Source organism: Spirosoma jeollabukense, assembly GCF_054777855.1.
Genome location: NZ_BAAHAD010000001.1, coordinates 360,829 through 374,333 on the forward strand (window position 1 = coordinate 360,829; position 13,505 = coordinate 374,333).

11 protein-coding genes are annotated in these 13,505 nt (G+C 48.6%); 6 read left to right on the forward strand and 5 right to left on the reverse strand.

All coding sequences use genetic code 11. The annotated features are described in order from the left end of the window. Positions 1–9: 9 nt before the first annotated feature. On the reverse strand, positions 10–822 hold the full coding sequence (locus ACYVEA_RS01425; RefSeq protein WP_461111519.1) for a YdcF family protein: 813 nt from the start codon (positions 820–822) through the stop codon (positions 10–12). 101 nt (positions 823–923) lie between these two features. Here ACYVEA_RS01425 and ACYVEA_RS01430 point away from each other — a divergent pair, with 101 nt between their 5' ends. Beyond that, on the forward strand, positions 924–2,414 hold the full coding sequence (locus ACYVEA_RS01430) for a thioredoxin-like domain-containing protein (protein WP_461111520.1): 1,491 nt from the start codon (positions 924–926) through the stop codon (positions 2,412–2,414). Between the two features lie 68 nt (positions 2,415–2,482). On the opposite strand, the gene ACYVEA_RS01435 is transcribed toward ACYVEA_RS01430, so the two are convergent. Both ACYVEA_RS01435 and ACYVEA_RS01440 read right to left on the reverse strand, forming a co-directional pair. Next, positions 2,483–3,394, reverse strand: a complete 912-nt coding sequence (locus ACYVEA_RS01435; protein ID WP_461111521.1) for a DUF58 domain-containing protein — start codon at positions 3,392–3,394, stop codon at positions 2,483–2,485. Positions 3,395–3,583: 189 nt separating this feature from the next. Next, positions 3,584–4,018, reverse strand: coding sequence for a septal ring lytic transglycosylase RlpA family protein (locus ACYVEA_RS01440; RefSeq protein WP_093824206.1), 435 nt, complete (start codon positions 4,016–4,018; stop codon positions 3,584–3,586). 272 nt (positions 4,019–4,290) lie between these two features. On the opposite strand from ACYVEA_RS01440, the gene ACYVEA_RS01445 reads away from it, so the two are divergent. Beyond that, a complete protein-coding gene (locus ACYVEA_RS01445; protein ID WP_093824204.1) occupies positions 4,291–4,617 on the forward strand; it encodes a DUF3276 family protein in 327 nt (108 codons plus the stop codon). A 243-nt stretch (positions 4,618–4,860) separates the two neighbouring features. Next, the gene (gene ychF, locus ACYVEA_RS01450) at positions 4,861–5,961 is read left to right on the forward strand and encodes a redox-regulated ATPase YchF (protein ID WP_461111522.1); all 1,101 of its coding nucleotides are present in this window, start codon (positions 4,861–4,863) and stop codon (positions 5,959–5,961) included. A 53-nt stretch (positions 5,962–6,014) separates the two neighbouring features. Here ychF and ACYVEA_RS01455 read toward each other — a convergent pair whose 3' ends face one another. After that, positions 6,015–7,271, reverse strand: coding sequence for a type IX secretion system plug protein (locus ACYVEA_RS01455; protein ID WP_461112934.1), 1,257 nt, complete (start codon positions 7,269–7,271; stop codon positions 6,015–6,017). Positions 7,272–7,543: 272 nt separating this feature from the next. Between ACYVEA_RS01455 and ACYVEA_RS01460 the strand changes: the two genes are divergently transcribed. Next, positions 7,544–8,488, forward strand: coding sequence for a bestrophin family protein (locus ACYVEA_RS01460; protein WP_461111523.1), 945 nt, complete (start codon positions 7,544–7,546; stop codon positions 8,486–8,488). Between the two features lie 10 nt (positions 8,489–8,498). Here the strand turns inward: ACYVEA_RS01460 and ACYVEA_RS01465 are convergent, their stop codons facing one another. Then, a complete protein-coding gene (locus ACYVEA_RS01465; protein ID WP_461111524.1) occupies positions 8,499–9,557 on the reverse strand; it encodes a PA0069 family radical SAM protein in 1,059 nt (352 codons plus the stop codon). A 264-nt stretch (positions 9,558–9,821) separates the two neighbouring features. Between ACYVEA_RS01465 and ACYVEA_RS01470 the strand changes: the two genes are divergently transcribed. After that, positions 9,822–11,063, forward strand: coding sequence for a HupE/UreJ family protein (locus tag ACYVEA_RS01470; protein WP_461111525.1), 1,242 nt, complete (start codon positions 9,822–9,824; stop codon positions 11,061–11,063). 87 nt (positions 11,064–11,150) lie between these two features. Beyond that, positions 11,151–13,451, forward strand: a complete 2,301-nt coding sequence (locus tag ACYVEA_RS01475) for a TonB-dependent receptor (protein ID WP_461111526.1) — start codon at positions 11,151–11,153, stop codon at positions 13,449–13,451. Positions 13,452–13,505: the final 54 nt, after the last annotated feature.

A 13,505-nucleotide genomic window follows, 5' to 3' on the forward strand; every position in this document is an offset into this window, starting at 1 on the left:
GTATTCGGTTTACGCATACCCAACTAGCTTATACGTAACATAGCCCACTAATTCCCGCACGAGGTAGTACGCATTAAAGAATGCTTCCTCGTGCGGCAGCAGCCATTCACCCGGCGCGAATGACCGGCGTCCGCTCAGGAAACTACTCGGGAAGGGACTGACGGTAACACCTTCCTTTTGAAAACAAGCCACAGCTCGGCGCATGTGCCAGGCGGATGTGACAACCACACAGCGATTTGTGTGGAAGCGTTGCCGAAGTACAGCAGCCGAATAAAGCGCGTTCTCATGCGTGTTACGCGACTTGTTTTCCAATATGATATCTACAGAACGAACGCCAGCTGTGATGAGAAATTGGGCTGTCATTTGCCCTTCATCGCTAACAGGCGTCGGTTGAAAAGGCAAGCTACCCATGCCGCCACTAATTAGAATTTTCTGAACAGCCCCTATTTTGTACAGGTACAAAGCCTGACCAGCCCGATCTGCTTCTCGCCCTAGCAAAAATCGCTCATTTGTTGTTGAACCAGGCGTTACAACAGGAACTTCTTTCATGCCATTGACCATGCCACCCGTAAGCAAAACGGCTATCTGCACTGACGAATCGGCTGGCATAGTTGGGGGCTTTTGTGGCGGGTATTCCCACCAGGAGGCTAATTCATTCGTTAGAAACGAATTGCCAAACAACCAGAAAACAACCAGGGCAAGACCTACAAACCGACGACGATATCGAACGTTTTTCGTATAAAATGCCAGCAATAAAGTCATTACCAGGCACCCCGCCGGTGTCAGCAGGTAGGTAATCGTTTTGGAAAAGAAATAAAACATAGACTATACCGGTGGGGGCCAGCGTTTTGTAAAACAACGCACTTACCAGCAAATACCGTAAATTTGACTCTATTCTGCCGCGAAGATACGTATCACTTTCTATGAAAAACCTCCTCCTGACTGGTCTGCTTGGCTTTCTTCTACTAGCGGGTGCCCAGGCGCAATCGACCACCGGAACAGCCGCTGGTTACAAAATTAATGGTCATATCAAAGGGCTGCGGGATACGACCTGCGTATTGGCCCATTACTTTGGGGCCACTCAGTATATTCCTAAAGATACGGCTCGGGTAAATGGCGAAGGCAACATGGTCTTCGAAGGCAAAAAAAGCCTCCCGGAAGGATTATACATCGTTGTAACGCCTAAAAACCGATACATCGAATTTCTCATTACCGACGATCAGCAATTTTCATTTGACACCGATACGGTCAATACCATTAAGGCAATGACCATAACGGGCTCGAAGGAGAATGAGTTGTTTTACGGCTATCAACAACAGCTTGGTAAACTGTACGAACAGGCTCAGGCGTTGAATGTGCAGCGAAAAGCCAGCAAGGATGCTACGTCGTCCGCAGCGATTGATAAGGAGATGAGTACGTTACAAAAACAGGCTGCCGATTACAGAGCCCGGTTTTTGACCGATAATGCGGGCTCATTCGCAGTTAAATTACTCAAAGCAACGGCTGAGCCCGACGTCCCGCCAGCGCCTAAATTAGCCAACGGCCGACCTGATTCTACCTGGGTTTTCAATTACTTTAAGGGTCATTTCTGGGATAATTTCGACTTTGCCGATGAGCGTTTCATTCGCACACCCATTTTGCAAAAGAAAATTGATCGGTACATCAAAGAATTGACCGTGCAGGTACCCGATTCGCTCATTAAAGAGGCTGACTATGTAGTTGGGAAAGCCATAGCCGGGAAAAATAAGGAGATGCGGTATTACACCATCTTCTACATCACTCAACCGTATGAGCAACCCAAAGTGATGGGTACCGATGGCTTATTCGTCCACATGTTTGAGAAATATTACGCGACGGGCGTTATGACGGTAACAGACTCTTCGACGCTGAAAAGTATTGGCGAACGTGTGGCCACGATGAAACCCAATCTCGTCGGAAAAGTGCTGGTGGCTCCTGTGATCACAGATACGCTTCGGAAACCCATTATCCTTCAGAATATTAAGGCTGATTATACGGTCGTCTTTTTCTATTCACCAACCTGCGGTCACTGCCGGGAGAGCGCTCCCGCCCTGCAAAAATTTGCGGATACCTACAAAGGGAAAGGGGTTGAGGTATTAGCCATTGCGATTGATCAGGACCCTAAAGAGTGGAGGAAATTCATTAAGGAATTTAAATTTGGTAACGTCATCAACGGATTTGATTTCCCCGCCCGTACTGATTACCGACGTCAGTATGATGTCTGGACGACGCCGACAGTTTACATGCTCGATAAGGACAAACGAATTATTGCCCGCAAATTACCCGTCGAGCAGATTGAAGATTTCATGCTCTTTCACAAAAAGCAACACGCAGCCCAGGCCGCCAAAAAGACTACTACTGCGCCAGCCAATGTAAAAGCAAGTATCAAGAAATAAGGGAGAAAAGGGAGTAGGGGAAGAAAGGCTTTCTTCCCCTACTCCCTTTTCTCCTGCTCCTCCCCTTTTTACCTCATCTTCGTGCGTTTCACCAGATAAGCGGTCAGAATTTGATCGAAGCCCTGGGCAATATCGGCTTCGATAAAGTCGATCTTATATTGACCGCAGCGCATTTTTAATTCCTGGAAATATGTTTTCACAGCCTGCTGATAGGTTTCACGTACCTGTCCTGGTTGTAGTTTAACTTTCTCGCCCGTTTCCAGATCAATGAATTCGTAGGGACGCTCATCGAACGAAAAATCTTCTTCCGTTTTTTTGTCCGTTACGTGAAATAGTAATACTTCGTGCAGATTGTGGCGCAGATGTTGCAAAGCCGAAAATAACGCGTCGGATTTATCACTGTTGTCGAACATATCGCTAAAAATCACCACCAGCGACCGTTTGTTTATTTTCTCAGCCACCTCATGAATTACCTCAGCCGCTGACGTTTTACGGAGGGGCTTGGGCTGCTGCATCAACTGGTCTAATTGTGTGAAAAGTTTATGAACGTGCGAAGGCGTCGATTTCGTTGGTGTTTGCAGATCAATCACATCGGCGAACGTCGTAAGGCTAACCGCATCTTTCTGACGCTGAAGCATATACGCCAGACAGGCCGCTGCCATCACACTGAATGTCATCTTCCCATAGGTATCCTCTGGGTAATACATCGACGACGACGTATCAATCAGCAAATGACACCGCAGGTTCGTTTCTTCTTCGTACCGCTTGACAAATAGCTTCTCCGTTTTACCAAATACTTTCCAGTCAATATGGCGGGTGGTTTCACCCGTGTTATAAAGTCGGTGTTCGGCAAACTCCACCGAAAAGCCGTGGAAAGGTGATTTGTGTAGTCCGGTAATGAATCCTTCGACCAACTGGCGGGCCAGAAATTCGACGTTCCCAAACGAGCGTACCTGACCCAGATTAAGAGCTTGTTTCATGTATTCTAAGAGTGAAAGAATGAATGAGCGAAAGAGCGAATAAAAAATTGCGAGTCCAGCTATTCGCTCTTTCGCTCATTCATTCTTTCACTCGTTAACAACGCAAAAAGAGAACCGTTCGACATCTCCGGCAGGAATTGCACAGGGAAATATCGAACGGCTCTGTTGGCGTAGGTTGGTTAGACTACGTTATAGGACTGGTTCCAGCATCGACTGGAAAGCAATGGGCGCAGAGAATGCCGAAGGAGACAACGCGATCGCGCGGCCTTTACCAACTACGCGAAGCGATACGTTGGCAATTCCTTTGGAAACCATGCCCAGTGCGTTAGCCGCTGCGTGGGTTAGGTCAATGACGCGGCCCTTCGAAAATGGCCCCCGATCATTGATTCGTACAATTACCGAACGTTGATTGTCTAGGTTTGTAACCTCAACTAACGTATTCAGTGGGAGGTGGAGATGGGCTCCTTCAAGCGCATCGGAGCTAACGCGCTCACCGTAATAGGTCTTGCGACCATTGAACTTCTTGGAATAAAAAGACGCTTTGCCTTTCTGTATGAGGCCCGGAAGGACCTCCGCCGATTTTATGTTGCTAAAAAACAACATAAGGGATACGATTAAACTCATACAGCTTTTGGTTACGTGAAAAAAATTAGACGGCACGTATATTGATCGAACTCACATACATCCCGTCCCCAAAAAGTGCAATTCCTGTATAACAAAGATAAAACAGATTGGCTTAATTACCAAGCAATTAGCAAAAAAACTGTAGAGTAGCCTCCACAACTCGCTGATTATTTGGGGTTATTCTGCCCCAAATAATATTTATCCCCTTTCTTTTTGTTCTTTCCCGTTTGCCCGTACTTTAGCGGTTGTGAACTGACTAAACCTTACTGATTGTGGACGAAAGAGACCGGGAGAAAATCTACTCGAAGCGGGTTCGGGCGGGTAAACGAACTTATTTTTTTGACGTTAAATCGACGCGCACGAACGACTATTACCTCACCATTACGGAGAGCCGGCGGCATCCACAAGGCGAAGGATTCGTTTACGAAAAACACAAGATGTTTCTCTACAAAGAAGATTTCGATAAGTTCGTTGAAGCGCTCCAGGAAACCGTAGAACACGTCAAAACAGAGTTAATGCCCGACGTAGATTTTACGCAGTTTGTCCAGCGCGAACGCGATGAACAGAGCGATTTTGCCAGTGAATTAAAATGGGAATAACTGAATATACGAATGATTTAGACTCTACTTTACTAGTTTCATATTGATCTTCAACTCATCTACCACCCTTTTAGCCCTCGACCCACGTCGAAGGCTTTTTTTGCGGTCCGCCGTTGCGGTTGTATTTTTGCAAAAACTTAAAGAGTGAAAGACCGAAAGAATGAAAGACCGGGCCGCCGGGGCGGTGAAAGCCGTTCGGCAGTTTTTCGCTCTTTTACTCATTCCCTCTTTCGCCATTAAACTATGGGACTTCAATGTGGAATTGTGGGTTTGCCAAACGTGGGCAAGTCAACATTATTTAATGCTATTTCGAGTGGAAAGGCCGAAGCCGCCAACTATCCATTCTGCACAATAGAACCTAACGTGGGCGTAGTAACCGTTCCGGATGAACGCCTGGATACGCTCGAAGGATTGGTAAAACCCCAAAAAGTAGTACCAACGATCATCGAGTTCGTCGACATCGCTGGTTTGGTAAAAGGAGCCAGTCAGGGGGCTGGGCTGGGCAATAAATTTCTGGCCAATATTCGGGAAGTTGACGCCATCGTGCACGTGATCCGGTGTTTTGAAGACGACAACATTGTGCACGTCGAAGGCAAAGTAAATCCTGTGTCCGATAAGGAAATTATTGATGCCGAACTTCAGCTAAAAGACCTGGAAGCAGTCGAAAAAAAGATTCAGAAGATCGATAAGGCGGCCCGCGTTGGGGATGCCAAAGCAAAATCTGAACTGGAGATTCTGAAACTTTACAAAACGACGCTGGAAGCGGGTAAAAGCGCACGGACAGTACAGGTGTCAGATGAGGAACGTGAAGCCGCCATTGGCGATCTGTCCCTATTGACGGTGAAGCCCGTCATCTACGTAGCAAACGTCGATGAAGGCTCCCTGCCAAATGGTAATGCGTATTCGGATGCGTTAAAAGAAGCGGTAAAAGACGAAGGGGCTGAAGTAATTGTCATCAGCGCGGGTATCGAATCGCAAATCGCGGAAATGGAAGACCCGGAAGAACGCGAGTTATTTCTGGGCGAATACGGCCTGACCGAATCGGGATTGAGCAAGCTGATTAAAGCCTCCTACAAATTGCTGGGCCTGATTACGTATTTCACGGCGGGTGTTAAGGAAGTTCGCGCCTGGACGATTCACCGGGGCTGGAAAGCCCCGCAGGCTGCCGGGGTCATTCACTCCGATTTCGAGCGCAAATTCATTCGGGCGCAAGTCATGAAACTCCCCGATTTCTCGCAGTTCAAGACGGAAGCGGGTGTTCGTGAAGCGGGTAAATTAGCCGTTGAAGGCAAAGAATACGTCGTGCAGGACGGCGATATTATGGAGTTTTTACACAGCGCTTAAATTCCTTTAGCCCCCGAATTGATTCGGGGGCTAAAGGAATTTAAGCCATAAAATCACTTCCGTTTATTCACGCCCACCTTCTGATACGCGACCAGTTGATCGGCGCGGGCGGCTGGTGGGCGATGATAAACGAATATCTCGTAATCATTTTCAGTGCCGGAGAAACTGCCCTCAATATAGTGTTCGTCCACTCTGGGTTGTGGACCGGTTGTCTGCACAACGTAGTCGTAATTATAAACGCCCTGTTTCAGTAGCATTGACCCTCGGTAGGCAGTCAGCAGGGGGTCAAACGTCATTTTGTTACGATCGTTTAGTTGCCAGAAGTTGAAAGCCCCATTAACAAATACATCGACACCCGGCACCTCCGGGATTTTGAGCGTAAAAATCGTTTCGATGTAATCGCCATTGGTGGCCCCGTTGCTGGTTTCACGCTGGTCGATGACAAAGAAGCCATTGAAATCGTCGCTTTGGATGTATGTGCCTTGATTTCGTGGCTTATCGACCTGTACATACGCAATATTTCGGTCAGCAAGCCGGTCAATTCGCTCAATATAGTTGGCGCGGGACAAAACGGTTCGCGTATCGAAAAACCGGAACTCATTACCACCCGGCATCGTGTTGCTCAAATCAATCAGTCGGTATTCCAGCACCTGATCAAATGCCTGCACATTGCTTGGACGTAGTCCCCGGATGACGCGATCATCGCGGTAATTCTGCCGGATCACTACTTTAAAATCGTCCTGCGGTGAGATAACCTGATACCCTTTGTAGCTGATCGCCATATCAATCTGCTGGTCGCTGAACTGGCGGTCCGGCGCTGAGGAGAAACGTATCGCAGCGTTCACCTGCAAGCGATTCTGATACGTGCAGAACCGGCGGGTGAAAATGATATTATTGCGGTTCCGTTCATCATATACCACCAGCAAATAATTACCCGGCAGCTTTACGCGTGGTAACGTAAACCGATAGTGAAAATAGGGGATCTTGGTGTTAATCGACGTCTGATAGTCCGTAATTGGATTATCATTGTACTCATACGTAAATTCAATATCGTTCAGGATGGACCGCTGCCAGTCGGCATTGCAGTGAACCAGACGCGCCCGAAATGAGCGATAATTAGCCGTCAGGTCATCGAATTCGAGTTGGAGAGGAGTCTGCTCATCGAGCGAAATAACGGGCGGATTTAGGGTTAGCGAGGGATCGTTGAGGTTGGTGCTGATCTGCGGAAACAGGAGCACCGTTTCAACTTTGGGATCATAAATGTGATCAATGGTCTGGAGTTGTTGCGCCACCAACGGAGCCGTCAGCATCCAGAAAAAGAGACTGGCAATCAGCCTAAAGGAAACAATCATTCAATATGCTTTTTTATAGGACGTAGTTGGTAACTAAACGCTTTCGGGGCAACATGATTATACAAACTTCTGAATGTCGGACGGATTTACAGTTGACAACGTCCGTAAAATCCCGTATGATTATAGTCCAGGATTTTCGCTTAGGGCGGTGCTACGGTTGTTCTGACCGTAGTTAATAACCGTGGCACGGCCCTAAGCGAAAATCCTGGATCGTATAACCCAATACATATATGGTCAATTATAATCCGAAAGAATGGTTCCGCTTTATCATCACGTTCAACCGGGCTGACACGGTTCGCAAGCTACTACCTATTCTGATAGCCATCGGCGTATATTCCTTCGTTATCGTCTACATTATCGAATTTCTTGGGCTAAGTGATAACCAACACCTTAAGAACCTGTCGCTCATGCATACATTGCTGAGCTTCGTTATTTCGATGTTGCTGGTTTTTCGCACCAATACAGCTTATGACCGATGGTGGGAAGGTCGGAAACTATGGGGCGCCCTGGTGAATAACAGCCGGAATATGGCCCTTAAAATGGACCAGTTACTGGAGCCGTCGCAAACTGAGGCTCGCCAGTTTTTTCGGGCGATGATACCCAATTTCGCCTATGCGCTGAAAAATCACCTTCGGCAACGATCGCCCGAGAAAGAGTTTACGGATAGTGCTACGTTCGGTATTCAGGATCTGCATCTGAGCGAGCATGTGCCACAGCAGATCACGATGGCGATTTTCGGCAAGATCAATGATTTACAGCGTCAGGGAATACTGCTACCCGAGCACCTGCTGTTTCTGAACCCTGAAATTCAGTCGTTCATGGATATTTGTGGGGCTTGCGAACGTATCAAAAATACCCCGATTCCGTTTTCGTATAGTTCATTCATCAAAAAATTCATCTTCACCTACTGTGCTACGTTGCCGCTGGGCTACGTCTACACGCTCCATTTCCTGGTCGTTCCATTGGTTGTATTCGTTTTCTACGTACTGGCCAGCCTTGAGATTATTGCCGAAGAAATTGAGAACCCGTTCGGTACCGACGACAATGATTTACCGCTCGACTCGATCTGCAAAGGCATTCACACAACCGTGACACAGTCGTTTGATCACACCACCCGGCTGGCGCAGGCGGAGAATAGTAACCAAATAACGAAGCGGTTTACGGTTGAGAAATAGATCAGACATTTCACTCAAATAGCCCAATTTGCCCGGCGGGTCTGAATAAGGACGTAGTAAGATCGGCGGGCTGTCGTCCGGCAAGGTATTTCTGGCAGGCGATCCGGTGAAATTGGGCAATCTGCTGGGCAAACTGCCCCTCCCCCGACATGCGGGTGTTGAAGCGCGAATCATTCAATTGTCCGCCGTGGCAATCCGCGATTTGGTTCAATACGCGGTCGGCACGGTCTGGCAACGCTTGTTTTATCCAATCAGTAAATAATGGACCTAAGGCTCCGTTGAGCCGAACAAGGGTATAAGCCGCCCAGCAAGCGCCCTGTTCGGCGGCCAGCTCAATTAATTTAGGAATTTCGTGATCGTTCAGACTGGGAATAATGGGTGCCGTCATAACGCCCACCGGTACGCCTGCTTTGTGCAAGGTGCCCATTGTCCGTAAGCGCTGCATACCCGTGACGGTACGTGGCTCCATCAGCATACGAAGCTCCTCGTTGAGCGTGGTGATGGAAATCGCTACGTTCACCAGCTTCAATTCAGCAAGCGGTTTAAGAATGTCTAAATCACGTAGAATCAGGGCGTTCTTTGTAATGATCGACACTGGATTTCGGTAACGCAAACAAAGCTGAAGCATCTGACGCGTAAGCTGATACGTTCGTTCGGCAGGTTGGTAGCAATCGGTGTTGCCTGAAAAATGAATGACTCCGGGTTTATAGGAACGTGACTGAAACTGTTTTTCCAGCAACTCGGGCGCGTTTTTTTTGACCATTATTTTGCTCTCAAAATCCAGTCCCGCCGAAAAGCCCCAGTATTCGTGCGAGGGTCGGGCATAGCAGTAAATGCACCCATGCTCACATCCCTGGTATGGGTTAATGGAAGCGGTAAAACCAATGTCCGGGCTTGTCGAACGACTGATAATTTGTTTGGGCATCTCCACCAAAAACTGCGTTTTCAGCTTTGGTTCGGGAAAATCGACATCATATATTGGAGTCAAATTCTCTGGCTCGTATTGATGAGTCGAATATGAATTAGCCGTATTGAACTGCGCTCCCCTACCCTTTTTATAGTCTCCCATAATGGTACAAATAAAACATAATTATATTTTACCTGTACGATGAAGATGAAGTTTTTAGGTAGATATCTGCGTCAGCCTGCAGAACCGAAGGTCTGAAAACTAACCCGTTGACTTACTCATCTATTTAGTCCAGGTTGCAGAAATAAGTAACTATCTTTCATGAAGCATCCGTTTTTCTCCATCAGCCGTCCAGTCAGATGGCTGATGGTTTTTCTAGTGAGTCTCCTTTTACCAGGGTTACAACCTGTAGCTACCGCTCATCCAATGCCCAATTCGGTAGTGCTGCTTAGCATGCATGCCGACCGAATCGACGCCGAACTGCAAATTCCGCTGAACGAGTTGCAGGCGGCTTTTGGTCATGCCGTCAACGATTCATCCACTACGCTGGTGGATCGGCTTGGCCCTCAACTGCGAGTGTATCTGGCCCAACACATCCGCCCGCAAAGCCCTGATGGGCGAGCCTGGAACGTATCAGTGGGCACGTTGGCGGTACAGGAAACCAAAAACCCCATTCATGGAGTATACCGCGAACTAACGGCGCAAGTCCGACTGATTCCCCCTCTTGGAGCCGATGTCCGGCGGTTTGTCTTTCAGTATGATGTCGTCCTGCATCAGGTGGTGACACATAAAATTCTGGTATCAGTCCAGCAGGATTGGGAACGGGGTCTGGTTGCTGATGTGCCTCCCGCGCAAGTAGGTATTATTAGCCTGGATATTGTGAATAACCGGATTCTACCTCTTGCGATTAGTCTCGAATCAGGTAGTGCATGGACGGGATTTACGTCCATGGTACGGCTCGGGATGCAGCATATTGCCGAAGGAACGGACCATCTGCTATTTTTACTGATACTGTTGCTGCCCGCCCCACTCCTGGTTGTCAGTGGTCGATGGGGCCGATTTGGGGGCGTCCGCTACAGCCTTCGCCACATTCTGCTAATCGTGACCGCATTTACAATTGGTCATTCTCTGACTTTACTACTGGGGGCGCTGGGCTGGCTTCGATTGCCCGGCCAACCTGTCGAACTACTCATTGCGGTGTCCATTCTGGTATCAGCGGCTCATGCCATACGGCCTTTATTTGCGGGCCGGGAAGCCTGGATCGCGGCTGGATTTGGCCTGATTCATGGGCTGGCTTTCGGCAGTACACTGGCCAATTTGCACCTGAATACAGGTCCGATGGCATTGAGTATTCTGGGTTTCAATCTGGGTATCGAACTCATGCAACTACTGGTAATCACCCTGACGATTCCCTGGTTGATGCTGCTGAGCCGCACACCAGCCTACTGGGCTGTACGGTGGATCGGTGCTTTTCTGGCCGCCGTGGCTGCTATGGGCTGGATCATTGAGCGGGTTACCGGCGAGGGCAATAGACTGACAAAGGGGGTAGAACGGATAGTCGGATATGCGCCCTATATAGTAGCTTTGCTGGCTGGCCTGGCTTTATTTCTGACCTGGCGCGAGAATATATCCAGGCCACGTAAGGATGGGCCGCAACAAGCCGGGTAGCTTCCTTATTCACGATACCATACCCGTTCATGATCTATTGGTCCTTACTACGCTGGCCGGGTTTATATGGTTACGAAAATACTGGTAATGAGTTATTTGAAATCAATTAAATTAAGAACTCTCCTCGCTACGTTACCATTGGGACTACTAACGTGCCAGATAGCATTTGCCCATCTGGGTACCATCGCCGGTATTGTCTACGACCAATCGACGCATTTACCACTACGTAGTGTATCGGTTCAGTTGACGGGATTGGGCAAATTGACGCTTACCAATGACCAGGGACAATTTCGTTTCACGGATCTGGTAGCGGCTCCTTATAAACTAGAGTTCTCTCACGTGGGCTTTGAAAACCAGTTGGTTACAGCGACAGTAGCGGATGATCGTACTACGTTTATTAACGTTAATTTAGCCAGCGCGCCCGTTCAACTGGAGCAGGTACAGGTTTCAGCGCAGCGGCCTCATGATCAGCAACTTATCAGTAGTCTGGATATTAAATTACGCCCCATCACCAATTCACAGGAAATTCTCCGGTCCGTGCCCGGCTTGTTTATAGGCCAACACGCCGGGGGCGGTAAAGCCGAACAGATTTTTCTGCGGGGCTTTGATTTAGACCACGGAACTGACATTCGGCTAACAGTAGATGGTATGCCTGTCAACATGGTCTCTCATGCTCACGGACAAGGGTATGCCGATTTGCATTTTGTGATTCCTGAGCTAGTCGACGGCGTAGATTTCAAAAAAGGGCCTTATACGACCGATAAGGGTAACCTGGCCACGGCCGGATGGGCAGATTTCAGAACGCGCACCGTTCTGGATCGTTCCTTTGTCAAACTGGAAGCTGGTCAATTTGATACGTATCGGACGGTGGCCGGGCTAAATCTATTGGGTCAGGGAAGCAGAGCGAAAAATCGATCGGCTTACCTGGCATCCGAGTATTCGTATACGAACTCGTATTTCGACAATCCACAGAACTTTAAGCGAATCAATGTAGTCGGAAAGTACCACGGCCACCTGGTGGCTAACACGGATCTGACCCTGACGGGCTCTACGTTCTGGAGCAAGTGGAATCATTCGGGACAAATTCCTGATCGAGCCATAGATTCCGGTTTAATTGGCTGGTTCGGTTCCATTGATCCTACCGAAGGCGGAGAAACGAGCCGAACGAATGTCAATGCGCAATTGGTGACAGTGACTCCACGTAACCACACCATCAAAAATCAGTTTTTCTACAGTAATTACACCTTTGAGTTGTATTCCGACTTCACCTTCTTTTTGAGAGATACAGTCAATGGTGATCAGATTCGGCAGAAAGAACACCGGAATCTGTTTGGCTACCATGGCAGCTATGCCACCCAAACGAGCCTTGGCAAAACGAGTTGGACAACGACTCTGGGCGCACAGTACCGCCAGGATCTAACACAGGGTACGGAACTGTCGCATACCAAAAATCGGGTAGAGACCCTGAACCCGATCCAGCTTGGTAATGTCAACGAAATTAACGCGGCACTCTACGCTGATGAGTTGGTTCAGGTAACGAGCCGTTTTACCATTACTGCCGGGGTGCGGGTTGATTATTTTCGTTCCCAATACGAGGATCTGCTGGCTAAGGCGAGCGCGGCTCCGGCCACCACAACCAGGCGGGCCACCCAGGCGATTGTATCGCCCAAGCTGAATGTTTATTACACGGTCAATCCCAGGCTACAATTTTACTTAAACACGGGGAAAGGATTTCATTCCAATGATGCCCGTGTGGTAACGGCGCAGAACGGACGCGAGATTTTACCAGGTGCTTATGGGTCCGATGTAGGTATCATGTTTAAACCGTTTCCCCAGCTGCTGATTAACGCGGCTGCCTGGTATTTATGGCTGCAACAGGAGTTTGTGTATGTAGGGGATGAAGGCGTGGTTGAACCGAGTGGACGATCCCGTCGGCAGGGCGTGGACGTATCGATGCGCTATCAGTTAACAAAAAGTCTGTTTACCGACCTTGATCTGAACACCGCCAATCCCCGATCGCTTGACGCCGAAGCGGGGCAAAATTACCTGCCACTCGCCCCAGTGTTTACGTCAACGGGAGGCCTGTCGCTACAAACGCAGCATGGGTTAAGCGGTTCACTACGCTACCGGTACATGGCCGACCGACCGGCTAACGAAGACAACTCGATCGTAGCCGAAGGCTATTTCGTCACTGACATGCAGGCGAACTACGCCCGAAAAAATTACACGCTGGGGCTTTCGGTGCAGAACCTGCTGAACACCCGCTGGAAAGAAACCCAGTTTGCCACGGAAAGCCGTCTAAAGGGTGAAGCTGCGTCTGTCGATGAAATACATTTTACGCCAGGCACACCTTTCTTTGCCCGGCTGAGCCTGACCTACTGCTGGTAGAGCAATTTATTACGTAGTGGAAATCCTTTGCTAATCTGAAACGCCTTTATACAA